Origin of the sequence: Streptomyces sp. NPDC007917 (assembly GCF_042959105.1) — a bacterium.
Taxonomy (GTDB): Bacteria; Actinomycetota; Actinomycetes; order Streptomycetales; family Streptomycetaceae; genus Streptomyces.
Map to the genome: position 1 here is coordinate 47,992 of NZ_JBIBKK010000025.1, position 17,988 is coordinate 65,979.

At 73.4% G+C, this 17,988-nt stretch carries 15 protein-coding genes; 13 read left to right on the forward strand and 2 right to left on the reverse strand.

The features are described from left to right. Window positions 1–116: 116 nt before the first annotated feature. Together ACFZDL_RS35745 and ACFZDL_RS35750 are read left to right on the forward strand one after the other, a co-directional pair. Window positions 117–1,961, forward strand: coding sequence for an MFS transporter (locus ACFZDL_RS35745; protein ID WP_353594613.1), 1,845 nt, complete (start codon window positions 117–119; stop codon window positions 1,959–1,961). 163 nt (window positions 1,962–2,124) lie between these two features. Beyond that, window positions 2,125–3,321, forward strand: coding sequence for an acyl-CoA dehydrogenase family protein (locus ACFZDL_RS35750; RefSeq protein WP_353594614.1), 1,197 nt, complete (start codon window positions 2,125–2,127; stop codon window positions 3,319–3,321). Window positions 3,322–3,331: 10 nt separating this feature from the next. Here the strand turns inward: ACFZDL_RS35750 and ACFZDL_RS35755 are convergent, their stop codons facing one another. Continuing rightward, window positions 3,332–3,763: a cell division protein SepF gene (locus ACFZDL_RS35755; protein ID WP_353594615.1), complete on the reverse strand. Its 432-nt coding sequence runs from the start codon at window positions 3,761–3,763 to the stop codon at window positions 3,332–3,334. 237 nt (window positions 3,764–4,000) lie between these two features. Here ACFZDL_RS35755 and ACFZDL_RS35760 point away from each other — a divergent pair, with 237 nt between their 5' ends. The 11 genes from ACFZDL_RS35760 to ACFZDL_RS35810 all read left to right on the forward strand — a co-directional run bounded on the left by ACFZDL_RS35760 (window position 4,001) and on the right by ACFZDL_RS35810 (window position 17,303). Continuing rightward, window positions 4,001–5,215, forward strand: a complete 1,215-nt coding sequence (locus ACFZDL_RS35760; protein ID WP_353594616.1) for a DUF5685 family protein — start codon at window positions 4,001–4,003, stop codon at window positions 5,213–5,215. 479 nt (window positions 5,216–5,694) lie between these two features. After that, window positions 5,695–7,602 carry an FAD/NAD(P)-binding protein gene (locus tag ACFZDL_RS35765; protein WP_353594617.1) on the forward strand — a complete coding sequence of 636 codons (1,908 nt, stop codon included), beginning with the start codon at window positions 5,695–5,697 and terminating at the stop codon, window positions 7,600–7,602. A gap of 31 nt (window positions 7,603–7,633) precedes the next feature. Next, window positions 7,634–8,776 (forward strand): LLM class flavin-dependent oxidoreductase, encoded by a 1,143-nt coding sequence (locus tag ACFZDL_RS35770; protein ID WP_353594618.1) that lies wholly within the window; start codon window positions 7,634–7,636, stop codon window positions 8,774–8,776. Next, window positions 8,773–10,098: an NtaA/DmoA family FMN-dependent monooxygenase gene (locus tag ACFZDL_RS35775; RefSeq protein WP_353594619.1), complete on the forward strand. Its 1,326-nt coding sequence runs from the start codon at window positions 8,773–8,775 to the stop codon at window positions 10,096–10,098. The genes ACFZDL_RS35770 and ACFZDL_RS35775 overlap by 4 nt, the downstream gene beginning before the upstream one ends. Window positions 10,099–10,379: 281 nt before the next feature. Then, window positions 10,380–11,282: a S1 family peptidase gene (locus ACFZDL_RS35780; protein ID WP_353594620.1), complete on the forward strand. Its 903-nt coding sequence runs from the start codon at window positions 10,380–10,382 to the stop codon at window positions 11,280–11,282. Between the two features lie 264 nt (window positions 11,283–11,546). Next, a complete protein-coding gene (locus ACFZDL_RS35785) occupies window positions 11,547–12,509 on the forward strand; it encodes a slipin family protein (RefSeq protein ID WP_353594621.1) in 963 nt (320 codons plus the stop codon). 176 nt (window positions 12,510–12,685) lie between these two features. Next, complete coding sequence (locus tag ACFZDL_RS35790) at window positions 12,686–12,874, forward strand: hypothetical protein (RefSeq protein ID WP_353594622.1); 189 nt, start codon at window positions 12,686–12,688, stop codon at window positions 12,872–12,874. Beyond that, window positions 12,871–13,713, forward strand: a complete 843-nt coding sequence (locus ACFZDL_RS35795; protein WP_353594623.1) for a hypothetical protein — start codon at window positions 12,871–12,873, stop codon at window positions 13,711–13,713. Before ACFZDL_RS35790 ends, ACFZDL_RS35795 begins: the two co-directional genes overlap by 4 nt. A 235-nt stretch (window positions 13,714–13,948) precedes the next feature. Next, window positions 13,949–14,881, forward strand: coding sequence for a DUF6895 family protein (locus ACFZDL_RS35800; RefSeq protein WP_353594624.1), 933 nt, complete (start codon window positions 13,949–13,951; stop codon window positions 14,879–14,881). Continuing rightward, entirely contained in the window at window positions 14,878–15,981 is a 1,104-nt protein-coding gene (locus ACFZDL_RS35805; RefSeq protein WP_353594625.1) for a serine hydrolase domain-containing protein, read from the forward strand. The genes ACFZDL_RS35800 and ACFZDL_RS35805 overlap by 4 nt, the downstream gene beginning before the upstream one ends. Before the next feature lie 248 nt (window positions 15,982–16,229). Beyond that, window positions 16,230–17,303, forward strand: a complete 1,074-nt coding sequence (locus ACFZDL_RS35810) for a S1 family peptidase (RefSeq protein ID WP_353594626.1) — start codon at window positions 16,230–16,232, stop codon at window positions 17,301–17,303. Window positions 17,304–17,363: 60 nt separating this feature from the next. Here ACFZDL_RS35810 and ACFZDL_RS35815 read toward each other — a convergent pair whose 3' ends face one another. Next, window positions 17,364–17,807 (reverse strand): subtilase-type protease inhibitor, encoded by a 444-nt coding sequence (locus tag ACFZDL_RS35815; RefSeq protein ID WP_353594627.1) that lies wholly within the window; start codon window positions 17,805–17,807, stop codon window positions 17,364–17,366. Window positions 17,808–17,988: the final 181 nt, after the last annotated feature.

A 17,988-nucleotide genomic window follows, 5' to 3' on the forward strand; every position in this document is an offset into this window, starting at 1 on the left:
TGACGACTCGCGTACGCTGACCATTCACTCGCCCTCGCCGCCGGGTCGCCGGACGTCCTCAGCCTGCGACGTCCCGCCCCCGAGGGGCCGCGAGCGCAGACAGGGAGGTGCGGTTTATGTCCGGGACGACCACGGCCGGCAAGCGACGGACGACGGGCGTCCCCCGGCAGTGGCGCGGTACCGAGGCGTCCGGCGGAGCCAACCGCTGGGTCGTGCTCCTCGTGCTCTGCGTCAGCCTGCTGCTCGTCGCCGTCGACGCGACCGTGCTGCACGTCGCGGTGCCCGCCGTCACCGAGGACCTGCGGCCGGGCTCGATCGAGCTGCTGTGGATCGTCGACGCGTACCCGCTGGTCTGCGCCTCCCTGCTGATCCTGTTCGGCACGCTCGGCGACCGGGTCGGCCGCCGTCGGGTGCTGCTGCTCGGCTACGGCCTCTTCGGCGCGGCCTCGGCCCTCGCCGCCGAGGCCGGCAACCCGAAGATCCTCATCGTGGCCCGCGCCCTGCTGGGCGTCGGCGGCGCGATGATCATGCCCGCGACGCTGTCGATACTGCGCCAGGTCTTCCCGGACCGCCGTGAGCGCGCCCTGGCCATCGGCGTCTGGAGCGCGGTGGCCGCCGTGGGCGCGGCCGTCGGGCCGCTGCTCGGGGGCTTCCTGCTGGAGCACTTCTGGTGGGGCTCGGTCTTCTTCATCAACATCCCGCTGATGGCGGTCGCCCTGCCCGTCGGCCGCTGGCTGCTGCCGGAGTCCACCGGAGACCGCGACGGCCCCTGGGACGTGCTGGGCGCGATCATGGCCGCCTGCGGGCTGTTCTGCGTCGTCTTCGGTGTCAAGCGGGTCGGCAGCGGCGCGGGCCCGCTGGAACCCCTCACCGCCGCGCCGGCCCTGTTCGGCCTGGTCCTGCTGGTGCTCTTTGTACGCCGGCAGCGCCGCCGCACCCATCCGCTGGTCGACCTGCGGCTGTTCAACCGGCCCGCGTTCTCCATCTCCGTCGGCTGTATCGTGCTCGCCCTGCTGGCGCTCGTCGGCCTGGAGCTCATAGCCGCCCAGTACCTGCAGCTCGTCCTCGGCCTCACCCCGCTCGAGACGGGCATGCGGCTGCTGCCGCTCACCCTCGCCGCGATGGCCGCCGGGCTCGCCGGGTCCCGGATGCTGCAGCGGCTCGGCCCCCGCACCATGGTGGCCTTCGGCTTCTCGCTCACCGCGGCGGCCGTCCTCTCGCTGGTCGTCATGGGCCAGTCCGACCGGCCCGCGGTCCTGGTCGGCGCCTTCCTCTTCCTCGGCTTCGGCCTGGAAACCACGCTCTTCGGCGCATACGAGTCGATGCTCAACGAGGCGTCGGTCAAGTCCGCGGGCGGCGCGGCCGCGATCGGCGAGACCTCCTACCAGCTCGGCGCCGGCATCGGCATCGCCCTCCTGGGCAGCGTCATGAACGCCACCTACGCACCCGGCGTCTCCCACGCCGCGGGCGTCCCGGAGTCCGCGAGCGCGGCCGCGAGCCAGTCGCTCGGCGCGGCCTACAAGGTCTCCGACCGGCTCGGCGGCTCGCAGGGCGAGGCGCTGCGCTCGGTGGCCCGCCAGTCCTTCGTCCACGGTCTGCATGTCACGCTGGCGGTGAGCGCGGGCCTGCTGCTGATGGGGGCGCTGGCGGCGCTGCGGCTGCCGAAGTCGATGGAGTGCGCCCCCGACGAGCCGGAGAAGGACGGGACGGACACCGGGCACGCCACGGACCCCGGGCACGCCACGGACCCCGGGCACGCCACGGACCCCGGGCAGGGGACGGACGCCGGGCACGCCACGGACCCCGGGCACGACGGGCAGCCCGGCGCTGCCCCGGACGCCGCCCGCGACGCGGCGCGGGAAACGGGCGCCGCGCGGGTGCCCCGCCCCGACCGCCCGGACCGCCCCGACCGCCCGAACCGCGCCGACCGCGCGGCGGTCGGCGCGGAGACCTCCGGCTGACGGCGGTTCCCCCCGGCCCCCGCCCCCGTGCCGCCGGACGGCCGGGCGCGGTCTGGACGCCGGGGATTACCCGGCCGTAGCGTCGGATCCGGCCGGAATGATCACCGGCCGCTGCGACCCGCACCCACCGCAGCCGAACCGCACCGGAACCGGAGGCCGAACCATGTCCGAGGGCGCCCCCCGCAGCCTGCCGCCGTTCGACCCCGCCGATCCGCTCGGGATCGACGACCTGCTCGCCCCGGAAGACCTCGCCGTCCGCACCACCGTCCGCCAGTGGGCCGCCACCCGCGTCCTGCCCCATATCGCCGACTGGTACGAGCGCGGCGAGCTGCCCGGCATCCGGGAGCTGGCCCGCGAGCTCGGCTCCCTCGGGGCGCTCGGCATGTCGCTGACGGGATACGGCTGCACGGGCGCGAGCGCCGTCCAGTACGGGCTGGCCTGCCTGGAGCTGGAGGCGGCCGACTCCGGAATCCGCTCCCTGGTGTCCGTCCAGGGCTCCCTGGCCATGTACGCCATCCACCGCTTCGGCTCCGAGGAACAGAAGGAGCGGTGGCTGCCCCGGATGGCCACGGGCGAGATCATCGGCTGCTTCGGGCTGACCGAGCCCGACCACGGCTCGGACCCGGCCGCGATGCGCACCTACGCCAAGCGGGACGGCTCCGACTGGGTGCTCACCGGCCGCAAGATGTGGATCACCAACGGCTCGGTGGCCGGGGTCGCCGTGGTCTGGGCCCGTACGGACGAGGGCATCCGGGGATTCGCCGTGCCGACGGACACCCCCGGCTTCTCGGCCCCCGAGATCCGGCACAAGTGGTCGCTGCGCGCCTCGGTGACCAGCGAGCTGGTGATGGACGAGGTGCGGCTGCCCGCCGACGCCGTGCTGCCGGAGGTCACCGGGTTGCGCGGCCCGCTCAGCTGTCTGAGCCACGCCCGCTACGGCATCGTCTGGGGCGCGATGGGTGCGGCGCGGGCGTGTTTCGAGGCGGCGCTGGAGTACGCGGGGTCCCGCGAGCAGTTCGGCCGGCCCATCGGCGGCTTCCAGCTCACCCAGGCCAAGCTCGCCGATATGGCGGTCGAACTGCACAAGGGCGTACTGCTCGCCCATCACCTGGGCATGCGCATGGACGCCGGAACGCTCCGCCCCGAGCAGGTCAGCTTCGGCAAGCTCAACAACGTGCGGGAGGCGATCGAGATCTGCCGCACGGCCCGGACGATCCTGGGCGCCAACGGGATCTCCCTGGAGTACCCGGTGATGCGGCACGCGACGAACCTGGAATCGGTGCTCACCTATGAGGGCACCGTCGAAATGCACCAACTGGTGCTCGGCAAGGCGCTCACCGGACTCGACGCGTTCCGGTGAGCGGCCCTGCCTAGCTCTGGTTGAAGAAGCCCGTGGCGTGGTGTCTGTTGGCGCTGAGGACTTCGTAGTCCGGCGGCGTCAGGAGGAAGACGCGGTTGGCCACGCGGTCGATCGAGCCGCGCAGCCCGAAGATCAGCCCGGCGGCGAAGTCGACCACGCGCTTGGCGTCGGCGGGCTCCATGGTCGTCAGATTGACGATGACCGGCACGCCCTCCCGGAACATCTCGCCGATGCTGCGCGCGTCCCGGAAGCTCTCGGGGGTGACCGTGGCGATACGGGTGCCCTCGTCCTGCGCGGCCTGGTCGGCCACCCGCACCCGCGGGTCGGTCACCCAGGCGTCGCCGGGCTCGGGCCCCTCGGCGTAGTCGTCGTCGTAGTAGCGCTCGTCATCGCTGTCGTCGACGAGGCCAAGCCAAGCACTCGCCTTGCGCACCGATCCCATGGACGCCTCCTTTCACTGCCGCTCTCTGTACTGCGCCTGCCCCCTCTATCGTCGTCCATGATGCGGAAGGTGTGCCACGTGGATTGCGGCCGCACAGGGGATTCGTGACGGTACTGGTGCACAACGTTTGGCGTCGAATCAGAGTTCCTCCTGCTAGCAGGCCCTGACGGGGCGATGGGTAGACTCCGCCGGGCCGGACGGGTGACGCCGGGGACGTATGGGTGAACGGGGAGAAAGTTGTTTGGCATTATCCGCCCTTGCCGACACCGGCTGTCGGAAAACCTGCGCACCGAGTGGATGGCGCATCTGTGCGGGTTGTGCCTCGCGTTGCGCGGAGCCCGTGGCCAGTTCGCGCGGGTCGCCACCAATTACGACGGCCTGGTCGTGTCGGTGCTCGTGGAGGCCCAGTCGCGGCGTACGGAGGGCTGGCGGCGCACCGCCGGGCCCTGCCCGCTGCGCGGTATGCGGAGCGCGTCGGTCGCCCAGGGCGAGGGCGCGCGGCTGGCGGCCACCGTCTCCCTGGTGCTGGCCTCGGCGAAGATCCGTGACCATGTGGCGGACGGGGACGGGGCGTTGGCGCGCCGACCGGTCGCCGCGGCCGCCCGGCGGGTCGCCGCCGGGTGGGACCGGGCGGGCGCCCGCAGCGGCGCGGACCTCGGCTTCGACACGGCCGTGCTGCTGGAGGCGGTCGGCCGTCAGGAGGGGATAGAGAGGGCGGCGGGGCTCGGCACCCCGCTGACAGCCGTCACCGAGCCGACCGAGACCGCGACCGCCGCGGCCTTCGGACACACCGCCGTACTGGCCGGGCGGCCCGGCAACCGGGCGCCGCTTGAGGAGGCGGGGCGGCTGTTCGGCCGGCTCGCGCACCTGCTGGACGCGGTGGAGGACCTGGCCGAGGACACCGCGGCCGGAGCCTGGAACCCGATCACGGCCACCGGTACGGACCTGGCCGAGGTGCGCAGGCTGTGCGACGACGCGGTGCACGGGGTGCGTCTCGCGCTGCGCGAGGTGGAGTTCGAGAACGGCAAGCTGGCCCATGTGCTGCTGGCCCATGAGCTGGCGCGCGCGGTGGACCGGGCGTTCGGCACCACGTCCTGCTCGCACGGGCCGTCCGCTGCGCAGGGGGCGCACGCCCCGTACGCGGCCCAGGGCGCGCCGCCGCCGCGGTCACCCTGGATCAACAACCCGTACGGGCCCGGCGGTGCCCCGCCCGAGCCGCCGAACCGCAGGCGGCGCGGGCTGATAGCCGGTTGCGCGGTGTGGGCCGGGCTCTTCTGCACTTGTCAGGTGTGCTGCAGGAACCCGTACGACGACCCGTGGACCGGGGAGCCGCGTGAGGGCTGGTGCCACAAGTGCGATGACTGCAGCGACTGCTGTGACTGCTGCGACTGTGGCGATTGCTGTGGAAACTGCTGCAGCTGCGACTGCTGTGACTGCAGCTGCGATTGCTAGGCGGGGTGCGGACGGGCGAGGGGAGGGGAGAGCGCTGAAGCGTGAGTGAAGGCGCGTGCTGCGTGAACTACGTGAAATAGGGGAAACTGTGCGGCATACGGGAGCTGCGTGGAACAGGGACGGCCGCGCCGAACCCGGACAGCGGGCGGCGGACAGGCCGGTCGGATGAGAAAGCCTCGGAACGCCGGTGCGGCGGAGGCGGCGGTCAGCCCGGACAGGAACCCGAACAGGACGCGGACCACACCCGACCGAAGTCGATGTGCCCGCGCGTGATCAGTCGCTGACGTGGCTGCATGGCCCAAGTGGAACAGTCTTGCGGTTCCGCGTCAACCAGCCGTGAGACGCGCCGCTCACAGTTCGGACAGCCTTGACAACGGGCCGTGGTGACGGCTTAGCCTCGGCAACAGGCCGTGCTGAGGGGCGCGGCCGGGTGTGAAGGCCACTGACGTGTTCGGTGACGAACCGACGGAGCCTTCCGCATGTCCGTGCGACCGGACCTTCCCTCCCGACCCCCCGCCCTTGTGATCGTCGGCGCGGGCCCCCGCGGCACCGGCCTTGTGGAGCGCATCGCCGCCAACGCCCCCGAGCTGTACGGCGAGGCCACCCCCCTCGATCTGCACCTGGTCGATCCGCATCCGCCCGGCGGCGGCCGGATCTGGCGGCCCGACCAGTCTCCGCTGCTGTGGATGAACTCCATGGCCGAGGACGTCACCGTGTTCTCGGACGAGACCGTCGAGCACGAGGGCCCGGTCCGCCCCGGCCCCTCCCTCGCCGAATGGGCGGAGCAGGTCCGCGCCGGGGCGCTCCCCGACGGCCTCGCCCCGGGGCTCACCCCCGAACTCGCCGCCGAGGCCGCCGCGCTGACCGGCCGCGGCTTCGCCAGCAGACGGCTGCAGAGCGCGTATCTGGCCTGGGTGCACAACCGCGCGGTGGCCGCCCTGCCGCCCGGCGTCACGGTCCACCGGCACCGCTGCCGCGCCGTACGGATCACCGGCCCGCACGACGGGGTCCAGCAGGTGTGGCTGGAGGGGCGGGCCACCCCGCTGGCCGCCGACGCCGTCGTGCTCGCCCTCGGACACCTCGACGCCGACCCCGACCCGCAGCAGCGGGCGCTCACCGCCTTCGCCGCCGAACACGGGCTCGTCCATCTCCCCCCGGAGTTCACCGCCGACAGCGACCTGAGCCGGCTGCGCCCCGGCGAGCCGGTGATCGTACGCGGCTTCGGGCTCGCCTTCGTCGACCTGATGGTCCTGCTCACCGAGGGGCGCGGCGGGACGTACCAGGAGAGTGGCGCCGGGGAGCTGACGTACCGGCCCTCCGGCCGCGAACCGGTGCTCCACGTCGGCTCGCGGCGCGGCGTCCCGTACCGCTCCAAGATCGGCTACGGATGGCGGGGCGAACGCCCGCCGCTGCCCCGGTTCTTCGGACCGGCTCAGGTCGAGGAGTTGCTGCGGCGCCCCGGCCGGCCCGACTACCGCCGCGACATCTGGCCGCTGATCGCCAAGGAGCTCGGCTTCGCCCACTACCACCAGCTGTTCACGGCCCATGCGGACCGCACGGCCATGCCCTGGCCCGACTTCGAGGAGCGGTACGCCGCCTGCCCGCCCGGCGGCCCCGAACTGCGCGCCCTGGCCGCGGCCGCCGTCCCCGACCCCGCGGACCGGCTCGACCTCGACGCCCTCGACCGGCCCCTGGCCGGGCGGCGGTTCGAGAGCCCTGAGGACCTGCAGCAGGGCCTGCGCGCGCATATCGAGGCCGACCTCGCCCGCCGCCACGACCCCGGCAACAGCCCCGACCTCGCGGTCTTCCTCGCCCTGCTGTCCGTATACGGCCAGCTCACCCGGCTCGGCGACATCGGCGCCCAGTGGCACGGCTTCTTCAGCTATCTCGCCTCCGGCCCGCCCGGACCCCGGCTGCGCCAACTGCTCGCGCTCTCCCGCGCCGGCGTGGTGCGCTTCCTCGGCGCCGAGGTGCGCGTGGCCGCCGACCCGCTGCGCAAGGTCTTCCGGGCGAGCGGCGCCGGGGTGGCGGGCCCGGCGGTGGAGGCCCGCGCGCTGGTCGAGGCCCGGCTGCCCGAGCCGACCGTGGAGCACACCCGCGACCCGCTGCTGCGCTCGCTGCACCGGGACGGCGCGGCAGCCACCCCCGCCGGGCTGCTCGCCGTCAGCCCCGACGACGCCCGCATCCTGGACCGGGCCGGCCGTTCCCACCCGCGCCGCTTCGCGCTCGGCCCGTACACCGACGCCCGCGCCTCGGGGGGCTTCGCCCGGCCCCGTACGAACGCGCCCGTCTTCCGCCAGAACGACGCGACGGCGCGCGCCCTGCTGTCGCTGCTCCGCCCTTCCTCTCCGCCCGGCCCGCGCGCCGTCCGGGCCCATGCCCGCTGAACCGCCGCCCCCGCCAGGAAGGTCCCCGACCATGGCCGCATCCCAGCCGCCCCCCGCCCCGCACCCCCGCGGGGCGCGCCCCGCGCCCCTGCCCCGCCTGCTCCACCTGGCGGCCGCCATCGACGGCAGCGGGCAGTACCGGGCGCCGTACTTCGTCGAGCTCGCGCGCCTCGCCGAGCGCGGCATGCTCGACTTCGTCACCCTGGACGACTCGCTGGGCCCGCCGGGGGAGGGGCAGGGCAGGCTCGACGCGCTCGCGGTGCTCTCACGGGTGGCGCCCGACACCGGGCGGATCGGCCTGGTGCCGACCGTCACCACCACCCACACCGAACCGTTCCACCTCTCCTGTGCCGTGGCCACCTTGGACTGGGTCAGCCGCGGCCGGGCGGGCTGGCGGGCCGAGGTGTCGACGACCGAGGCGGACGCCCGGCTGATCGGCCGCCGCGCCGCCGCCCCCGCCGAGGACCTGTGGGAGGAGGCCGGGGAGGTCGCGGACGTCGCCGCCCGGCTGTGGGACAGCTGGGAGGACGACGCCGAGATCCGCGATGTGGCCACGGGCCGCTTCATCGACCGCGACAAGCTGCACTACGTCGACTTCGAGTCCGCCCGGTTCAGCGTGCGCGGGCCCTCCATCGTGCCCAGGCCGCCCCAGGGCCACCCGGTCGTCGTGGTCGACGCCACCGACCCGGTCGCCCGGCGGACCGCGGCCCGCCACGCCGATGTGGCGTACGTCCGGGCCGCCGGCCCGGAGGCGGCCGGCGCGATCCGCGACGAGCTGCGGCGGCGCGCGGTGGCGTACGGCCGCGACGAGGACGCGCTCACCGTGCTCGCCGCCCTCGCGGTCGATCTGCGCGAGGGCGAACCGGCCTCCGAACTCCCCCCGCCGAGCGGTCTGCCCTCGGCACGCGCGGACGGCCTCCCGCTGTACCACGGCGGCCCGGTCGACCTCGCTGAGCTGATCGCGCGCTGGCACCAGGCGGGGGCCGTGGACGGCTTCCACATCACGCCCGTCGTACCGCGCCACGACCTGGAGCGGTTCGTCAACGGCACGGTGGCGCTGCTGCAGCACCGGGGACTCTTCCGCACCTTCTACCCCGGCACCACCCTCCGCGACCACCTGGGCCTGGCCCGCCCGGCCAACCGGTACGCACTGGCGAGGGAGGCGGCCCGATGAGCGACGTCCACACGACCAGGACGATGCACCTGGCCGCGCACTTCCCCGGCGTCAACAACACCACGGTCTGGGCCGACCCCCGGTCGCAGAGCCAGATCGAGTTCTCCTCCTTCGAACACCTCGCGCGCACCGCCGAGCGCGGTCTGTTCGACTTCTTCTTCCTCGCCGAGGGGCTGCGGCTGCGTGAGCACAACGGCCGTATCCACGACCTCGACGTGGTCGGCCGGCCGGAGTCGATCACGGTGCTGAACGCGCTGGCCGCCGTCACCGAGCGGCTGGGCCTGGCCGCCACGGTCAACGCGACCTTCAACGAGCCGTACGAACTGGCCCGCCGGCTGGCCTCGCTCGACCACCTCAGCGGCGGCCGCGCGGCCTGGAACGTGGTCACCTCCTCCGACGCCTTCACCGGCGAGAACTTCCGGCGCGGCGGCTATCTCGACCGGGCCGACCGCTACACCCGGGCCGCGGAGTTCCTCGCCACGGCGCGCGAGCTGTGGGACTCCTGGCCGGACGGCGGCGCCCCCGGCACCTTCGACCACACCGGGCCGCAGTTCCGGATCTCGGGACGGTTCGGCGTACCGCGGAGCCCGCAGGGCCATCCCGTGGTCATCCAGGCCGGGGACTCCGACGAGGGGCGCGAGTTCGCCGCGTCCGCCGCCGATGTCGTCTTCACCCGGCACGGCACGCTGGAGGCGGGCCGCGCCTTCTACGCCGACGTCAAACGGCGGCTGGCCGGCCATGGCCGCGCGCCCCAGGACCTGAAGATCATGCCCGGGGCGACCTTCGTGCTCGGGGACACCGCGGCCGAGGCCCGGGAGAAGGCCGCCGAGATCCGTCGGCAGCAGGTGTCCCCGCAGACCGCGATCCTCACCCTGGAGCAGATCTGGGGCGTCGACCTGTCCGGATACGACCCGGACGGGCCGCTTCCGGACATCGACCCGGACCCCGACCCCCAACGGGTCCAGGGCCGGGTGCGGCACGGCGATCCGCTCGCCCTCGCCGCCAAGTGGCGGGCGCTGTCGGAGGAGAAGGGCTTGTCCATCCGGCAGACCGTCATCGAGGCGACCGGGCGGCAGTCCTTCATCGGCACGCCGGAGGCGGTCGCCGAGGAGATGGCCGCTTTCGTACGGGCCAAGGCCGCCGACGGCTTCATCCTCGTACCGCATCTGACGCCCGGCGGGCTCGACGAGTTCGTCGACCGGGTCGTGCCGCTGCTCCAGGAGCGCGGCGCGTTCCGGACCCGGTACGAGGGCGGCACGCTGCGCGAACACCTCGGCCTTTCACAGCCCGGGGCCAAGTCATCGGCAGCGGAAGGAACCTGATTCCCCGTCGGCCCGTCCAACCAGGTACCCATGGGGATGGGTGCACAGCCCCGGTGGCCGGAAGCCGCCGGGGCCATGCGGCTTGTGCTGACGACTTTTTTAATTGACCTCTTGCGCACCATGGTTGACTCCACGAATACTTCCGGGAGCGCTTGTCAGGAGCACGTCGGAAACGCCCCCCGTGGCGTCGGTCGTCGATGTCGGCGTCGTCGGTGTGCTCGTTGACTGCGCCTCACGGGCCTGCCCACCCAAGCGGACCCCCGATTCCCTCGGAGGAAGAGTTGAGGATCAAGCGCAACGCCCCCCACAGCAAGCACGCGAGACGCCTCGCCCTGGTCGCCGCGGTCTCGGCCCTGGTGGGCGGGACGGCGCTCGCCGCACCCGCCTACGCAGGAAACGACGCGACCCCCAAGTTCACCGCGGCCGAGGCCAAGGCGGCCGGCAGCGCCGTGCTCAAGGCCGATGTCGCCGGCACCGCCTGGTATGTCGACAAGGCGACCAACAACCTTGTCGTCACCGCTGACAGCACCGTCTCGCAGGCCGAGATATCCAAGATCAAGAGCGCCGCCGGCGCGAACGCCGACGCCATCGAGGTCAAGCGCACCCCGGGCAAGATCCAGAAGCTGATCTCCGGCGGAGACGCGATCTACGCGAGTAGCTGGCGCTGCTCCCTCGGCTTCAACGTGCGCAACAGCAGTGGCGCGAACTACTTCGTCACCGCCGGTCACTGCACCGACGGTGCGGGCACCTGGTGGAGCAACTCCGGACACACCACGACCATCGGCCCGACGGCCGGCTCCAGCTTCCCGACCAACGACTACGGTCTGGTCCGGTACAGCGGCTCGGTGACCCCCTCCGGCGCCGTCGGCAGCCAGGACATCACCAGCGCCGCCAACCCCACCGTCGGCCAGACGGTCACCCGGCGCGGCTCCACCACCGGCATCCACAGCGGCCGGGTCACCGCGCTGAACGCCACCGTGAACTACGGCAACGGCGACATCGTCTACGGCATGATCCAGACCACCGTGTGCGCCGAGCCCGGCGACAGCGGCGGCCCGCTGTACGCCGGCAGCACCGCCCTCGGCCTCACCTCCGGCGGCAGCGGCAACTGCACCTCCGGCGGCACGACCTTCTTCCAGCCGGTCGTCGAGGCGCTGAACGCGTACGGCGTGAGCGTCTACTGATCCCCGCCTGATTCCCGTCTGATCCGCGTTTGATTCCCGTCTGATCCGCGGCCGGTACGGATCCCCACGGCCGTACCGGCCCACAGCCGGTCACCTGGCCGAGCCCCGTGACCCCCGCCCGGTCCTCCGGGCGGGGGTTCCTGCCGTCCCCGGGGCTTTTCGGCCCCGGCTCGCCCCTCCCCGGCCCGTCGGGGCGGGACTATTGTGGACAACAGCGCCCCAAACGGGGCACATCTCTCGCGAGACGGCAGGCAGGTGGCCGTGATGGTCGAGGAGCTTGTGACAGCAGGCGCGGTCGTGGTCTCGTGCGGGGCCGTCTACGCGATGGCGGCGGCGCGTGTGATCAAGCAGTACGAGCGGGGCGTGGTCTTCCGGCTCGGGCGGCTGCGGTCGGCGATCCGGCCCCCTGGGTTCACGGCGATCGTTCCGGGCCTCGATCGGCTCCGCAAGGTGAACATGCAGATCGTGACCATGCCCGTGCCCGCCCAGGAGGGCATTACCCGGGACAATGTGACCGTGCGGGTCGACGCGGTCGTCTACTTCAAGGTCGTGGACCCGGCGGACGCGATCATCCAGGTCGAGGACTACCGCTTCGCGGTCTCCCAGATGGCCCAGACCTCGCTGCGTTCGATCATCGGCAAGAGCGACCTGGACGATCTGCTGTCCAACCGCGAAAAGCTCAACCAGGGCCTGGAGCTCATGATCGACAGCCCGGCCGTGGGGTGGGGTGTGCATATCGACCGGGTGGAGATCAAGGACGTCTCGCTGCCGGAGACCATGAAGCGCTCGATGGCCCGCCAGGCCGAGGCCGACCGGGAGCGGCGGGCCCGCGTCATCAACGCGGACGCGGAACTGCAGGCGTCGAAGAAGCTGGCGGAGGCGGCCGCGCAGATGTCCGAGTCGCCCTCCGCGCTGCAGCTGCGGCTGCTGCAGACGGTGATGGCGGTGGCCGCCGAGAAGAACTCCACGCTGGTGCTGCCCATCCCCGTGGAGCTGCTGCGCTTCCTCGAGAGGGGCCAGCAGGAGGCGTCCCGCCCCGACGGCACCCAGGCCGCCCCGGAGCCCCGGCCCGCGGACCGGCCCGCGGACCGGTCCGGTCGGCCCGCTGCCGAGGCGCCCGGCGGCATGCCCGAGCTGGTCGAGCCGGCCGAGTCCCGTCCCGAGCCGCGTCCGCGCCGTGAGGCGCGGGCGGATGCGAGCTCCGAGACCGTGACCCGCCGGAGCTGACCCCCGCGCCGGCCGCAGGTCAACGAGCGGCCCGCCTCGGCGGACCGCTCGTTGACCTGCGTTCCACCCTGGCGAGAGATTTCCCCTTTCGGGTGGTGTGCCGCGCTTGGCGGGCTCTCGTGTGGTTTGGTGAGGAATCACGCACGTAGTGTTGGCTTTCTTCACCGGGAGTGACGATGCTGATCGAAAAACAACGGCAAGATGGCCGCCTGACTCTGGACGCGGAATCGATCGAGGGGCTGATGGCCCGCTCTGAGGCGCCGGTGAGCGGCGCTCCCCTGCACTGCCCGGCCGTAGGCACCATCGTCTTTGTGATCGTCTCCCCGAAGGAGCCGAAGGAGCCGAGGGAGCCCCGGCGCCGGTGATCACCAAGCGGTCAGGCGCTGCCGTCAGCGCATCGGCCGAGTCCTTGGCGCGCTGTGCCCTCGATGCCCTGCGGGGCACCGGGGGCACAGCCGTCGTAGCGGCGCATCTCCGGGCGGCAGAGCTGCAAGCGGCGCATCACGAGCCGTCCGCGGCCGGCGACGGACCCGGGGCGACCGCGACATCGGGCGCCGCGGTCGCGGTGGGCGCCGTCCGCGTCCTGGGGGCAGACGCGCTGGCTCCGTATCTGCTGACCGGCCGGGCCCTGCTGCCCGAGGAGTCGGCCGCCATCCGCCTCAGCCTTTCGGCGCTGCCTCCCGCACAGCGACCGCCCGCCGCCCCGCCCGTCGGCCGGGAGCAGTCGTGGACCAGAGCCTGGATCGACTGGGGGCTGGTCACCGTGGCGGCGCGGCTCGACCCCGACCTCTGGCGCGTCGCGGCACCGGTGCCGCAGGGGCCGCCGCCGTGTGATGACAGCGCGCCCCGCCACCGTCCGGCCGCCGGCCCGGGCGGCGGCGGTGAGGGCTGGGTGCCCTGGTCGCTGCGGATGGGGCGGTTGGCGTCGCTGGCGCTGCCCGGTCTGGACGGGCCCGTGCACCAGGCCGCGCGCTCCCACGTCCTCGCCCTGGCCCGGGGCGCCACCCGCGCGCTGCTGCGGCGGGACTTCGCCACCGCGGCGCGCATCGCCCGCTGGCTGGCCTGGCTGGCCGCGGGCGGTGTCGCGCTCCCCCTGGACGCGGCCTTGCTGACCGGGGACATCGCGCTGCGCGGCGGCGACGACCGCTGCCTGCTGGACGCGTCGATCGCCCGCCATCTGCTCGGCCTGGAGGTGCCCACATGAGCGTGTCCCGGCGCGCTGCGCGGGCTGGACTGAGGAGCCGCGCAGCGACGGAGGAGCGAGCGGTGACGAGGGAAGCCTGCGTGTTGGAGCGCGCTGGGACTGAGCGGGGGGAGGGGTGCGTGTCCCGGCGCGCTGCGCAGGCTGGACTGAGGAGCCGCGCAGCGACGGAGGAGCGAGCAGTGGCGAGGGAAGCCTGCGTGTTGGAGCGCGCTGGGACTGAGCGGGAGGGGGGAGCGTGAGCACGGCCCTGGCCGGGATCGCTCACGACATCCGCCTCCGCGCTCTGGGCTGGCTGCACACCCACCGTCAGCTGGGCGCGCTGGACGGCGGGGACATCGACGGGGACACGGAGGGCTACAAGGCGCTGGGGGAGAGCGGACTGGCCGCCTGCCTGGTCCTGCGCGACGGCGCCGCCGGCAGCCGCGAGCGCGCCCTGGCCCGCGAACTGCTGGAGTTCTGCTGGGCGCAGCTGAAGGAGGGCGCTCTGCTGTACGAGCGGCTGCTGCGCCGGCCGCTGGCTACCGACGCCCTGGAGAGTTACGCGCACTTCGCCCGGGCCGGCTGCCGCCACCTGGGCCTGGACCGGCTGATCCCCCACCTCGCCGCGATGGGCGCCGCGCGGGTCGTCGAGCATGTGCCCAACCGCCGGCTCGCCGTCGCCAACGCCCTGCGCATCACCGGCCACGACCACGGCGCGGGGGCACCCGACTGGCAGACGCTGACCCGGGCCACCTGGCTCGGCGCCACCCCGGCGCCCTGGTACATCGACTGGCTGACCGGGTACAGCGTCACCCACACCGTCTTCCACCTCACCGACTGGGGGCGGCAACCGGGCGGGCTGCCCGGCGATGTGGCCGACTACCTCACCCGCTGGCTTCCGGTGTGGACGGACATCTGGACCGAGACCTGCCAGTGGGACCTGGTCGGCGAGTTGCTGCTCGTCGGCAGCTGCCTCCCCGAGCCGTACGCCGAACCGGAGGACTGGCGGCGGCTGGCGGAGCTCCAGCACGCCGACGGCCTGATGCCCCGCGACGACCAGCCTGTGGACGACGACACCGTCACCCGCTTCCAGGACCACCAGCACACCACCGTCGTGGCCGTCCTCGCCGCCACCGTCGCCCTGGCCCGCGCCCTGGACACGCCCGCCCCGGGCGCCCCCGCGCCATGACCACCCACACCCCCACCGGCAGCCACGTGGACGGCTCGACGGAGGGCGCGGACCATCTGCTCGCCCCCGCCACGGTGCGCCGGGCGACCCGCATGCTGCTGTCCGCCGCGCCCGGGGCCAGCGCGATCGCGGTCGGCCTGCACCGCGAAGGCCGCCGCGCCCTGGTGGTACGCGGCCACATCGCCCACCACAGCCATGTGCCGGCCGACGCCGACACCCGCTTCGAGGCCGGATCCCTCACCAAGACGTTCACCGCCCTGCTGCTGGCCGAACAGGCGGCCCGCGGCGACCTGGGCCACCACGACCCCCTCGCCCGTCACCTCCCCGCCGCCACCCGCCTGCCCGCGGGCGGCGCCGCCATCACCCTGACCCATCTCGCCACCCACACCTCCGGACTGCCCCGCCTCCCGCCCGGGCTGCTCCGCTCGGCGGCCCCCCTGTTCTTCACCAACCCCTATGCCGCCTTCACCCCCGACGACGTGCTGCGCGCCCTGGCCCGCACCAGGCTGCGGGCCGCCCCCGGCAGCCGTATGCGCTACTCCAACTTCGGCCTCGGCCTGCTGGGCCACGCCCTGACCGGCGCGGCCGGCGGCACCCCGTACCCCGCGCTCCTCGACGCCCGCGTGCTGCGGCCGCTCGGGCTGCGGGACTCCGGCTGCGCCGCCTCGGCAGCCGAAGGGGGCACGCAGGCCACCGGCTACTGGTACGGCCGCGCCCGGCCCCCCTTCCGTATGCCCGGCCTGCCGGCCGCGGGAGCCCTCCGGGCGAGCGCGCGCGATCTGCTCACCCTCATCGAGGCTCTCCTCGACCCCGACTCGGCCGACGTCCCGGCCGCGCTGCGGACCGCGCTGCGCGATGTCACCCGCCCCCGGGTCCGCCTGCCGAACGGCCGGGGCCTGTCCCTGGTGTGGAACATCCGCCGACGCCCCGACGGCTCCCACCTGTACCACCACTCGGGCGCCACCCGCGGATTCACCGCCTTCGCAGGCTTCAACCGGCGCCATTCAACGGCCCTGGTGGCCCTCGCCAACACCACCCCCGGCCCTGGCAACGCCCTCACCCAAGAGGCGTACAACGCCCTCATCGGCCTGCAGGGGTAAAGCCCGCGGTCGTACCCCTGTCTCGAACTGCCGTACGCCCGCACGCCCGTGCCCGGCGCCGGGGCGCATTGTCGTGATCTTCCACGCGACGCATACGCGACCTTGTACGCGCCCCGCGTACCCCGGAATACTCATCGGCGCAATTTGGCATGGACGCGCCCCCAGCTGGGCAGGTGCGCCTGTGCTACGAGCCCTCCGGGCCCGGACGTACCTCACCGCCGGGCCCAACCCCCCACAGGAGGCCTGAGTTGAAGCACCGACGCATATCCCGGCGACGTGTGGCCGTCGCCGGCGCCGCCGCCGTGGCCCTGACCGCCGGGGTCCTCTCCCTGCAGACCGCCGGCGCCGCCCCCGCCCCGCCGCCGCCCCCCACCCTCTCGGCCGCCGAGGCCGGGCAGACGGCGGCCGCCCTGATCGCCGACCTCAAGGACGGCGCGGCCGGCGCGTACTACGACGCCGAGGCCAGGAAGCTGGTGGTCAACGTCCTGGACCGGGCGGCCGCCGACCAGGTGCGCGAGGCCGGGGCCGAGGCCAGGGTGGTCAAGTACTCGCTGGCGCAGCTCGGCGCGGCGCGTGCGGTACTGAAGGACAAGGCGACCATCCCCGGCACCTCCTGGTCGGTCGACCCGAGGACCGACAAGGTCGTCGTCACGGCCGACAGCACGGTCGGGGGAGCGCGGCTCGACCGGCTGAACAAGGTGGCCGACGGGCTCGGCGACAAGGTCGAGGTGCGGCGTTCGGCCGGGACGTTCCGGACCTTCATCGCGGGCGGCGACCCCATCTGGGGCCAGGGCGGGCGCTGCTCGCTGGGCTTCAACGTCGTCAAGGGCGGCGAGCCGTACTTCCTGACCGCCGGTCACTGCACCGAGGCGATCAGCAGCTGGTCCGAATCCCAGGGGGGCCCGGAGATCGGCAAGAACGCGGGCAGCAGCTTCCCCGGCAACGACTACGGGCTGGTCAAGTACACCGGCGACACCGAGCACCCGAGCGAGGTGAACCTCTACGGCGGCACGCAGGCCATCACCAAGGCCGGCGAGGCGACGGTCGGCCAGAAGGTGCGGCGCAGCGGCAGCACGACCCAGGTGCACGACGGCGAGGTCACCGGCCTCGACGCGACCGTCAACTACCAGGAGGGCACGGTCGAGGGGCTGATCCAGACCACCGTGTGCGCCGAGCCCGGCGACAGCGGCGGCTCGCTCTTCGCGGGCGACACCGCGCTGGGGCTGACCTCGGGCGGCAGCGGCGACTGCTCCTCGGGCGGCGAAACCTTCTTCCAGCCGGTGCCCGAGGCGCTTGAGGCCTTGGGTGCCGAGATCGGCTGACGGGCTGACGTGCTGACGGGCTGACCGGCAGGGCCTTCGGGGCCCTGCCGGTCAGAGCGCTCAGAAGTCGAATACCTGGCTCCGGAGGCTGTTCTTGAGGCAGGGGTTCGGGAAGGTGTGCTCGTACCAGATCCGACGGCCCTCCCAGACCCCCTCCGCGGTGACGGTGATGGGGCGCCACTCCTTCGTACAGACTCGGCCGTGGTCCGTTCTGGCCGTCAGCGTCCCGAACTCCCCGTCGGCCGCCCGTAGTTCGGCACAGGCCCGACCGGGCGTCGGGTGGGTGCCGGTCGGGGTGGGGCGACAGCTCAGCGTCACCGCGCGCCGCACCGCGGCCGAGCCCGCGTCCTCCCCCTCTCCATAGCTGAGCACCAGCGCCGAGGCCGGGTACAGACTCCTCGGCTGTGCGGGCGCGGCGTTCGCCACCCCGCCTGCTCCTGTCCCCACCACGCTGCTCAAGGCCAAGGCGGCGCCCAGAGCGATCACCCCTGCGGTTTTCCGCATTTCGAACACTCCCTTGCTCGTGGTTGCAGATACCGGACGGAGTCTTACGCGATGTACGTCAGGAACGCATGTCGATCGATCACTTCCGGTCGCAACACGTAATCATTCGGTGGCTCATTGTTGCGCGAGGAAAGCGCGTTCCCCGGGAGCACGCGGCGGAGACCTGGTCGGGACCGCACGG

What these genes read in the sequence shown, in the direction of transcription:
- ACFZDL_RS35785 (WP_353594621.1), top strand. Translation starts at nt 11,547, where the DNA reads ATGGTCGAGGAGCTTGTGACAGCAGGCGCGGTCGTGGTCTCGTGCGGG.
- ACFZDL_RS35755 (WP_353594615.1), bottom strand. Translation starts at nt 3,763, where the DNA reads ATGGGATCGGTGCGCAAGGCGAGTGCTTGGCTTGGCCTCGTCGACGAC.
- ACFZDL_RS35775 (WP_353594619.1), top strand. Translation starts at nt 8,773, where the DNA reads ATGAGCGACGTCCACACGACCAGGACGATGCACCTGGCCGCGCACTTC.
- ACFZDL_RS35790 (WP_353594622.1), top strand. Translation starts at nt 12,686, where the DNA reads ATGCTGATCGAAAAACAACGGCAAGATGGCCGCCTGACTCTGGACGCG.
- ACFZDL_RS35805 (WP_353594625.1), top strand. Translation starts at nt 14,878, where the DNA reads ATGACCACCCACACCCCCACCGGCAGCCACGTGGACGGCTCGACGGAG.
- ACFZDL_RS35770 (WP_353594618.1), top strand. Translation starts at nt 7,634, where the DNA reads ATGGCCGCATCCCAGCCGCCCCCCGCCCCGCACCCCCGCGGGGCGCGC.
- ACFZDL_RS35750 (WP_353594614.1), top strand. Translation starts at nt 2,125, where the DNA reads ATGTCCGAGGGCGCCCCCCGCAGCCTGCCGCCGTTCGACCCCGCCGAT.
- ACFZDL_RS35765 (WP_353594617.1), top strand. Translation starts at nt 5,695, where the DNA reads ATGTCCGTGCGACCGGACCTTCCCTCCCGACCCCCCGCCCTTGTGATC.
- ACFZDL_RS35745 (WP_353594613.1), top strand. Translation starts at nt 117, where the DNA reads ATGTCCGGGACGACCACGGCCGGCAAGCGACGGACGACGGGCGTCCCC.
- ACFZDL_RS35815 (WP_353594627.1), bottom strand. Translation starts at nt 17,807, where the DNA reads ATGCGGAAAACCGCAGGGGTGATCGCTCTGGGCGCCGCCTTGGCCTTG.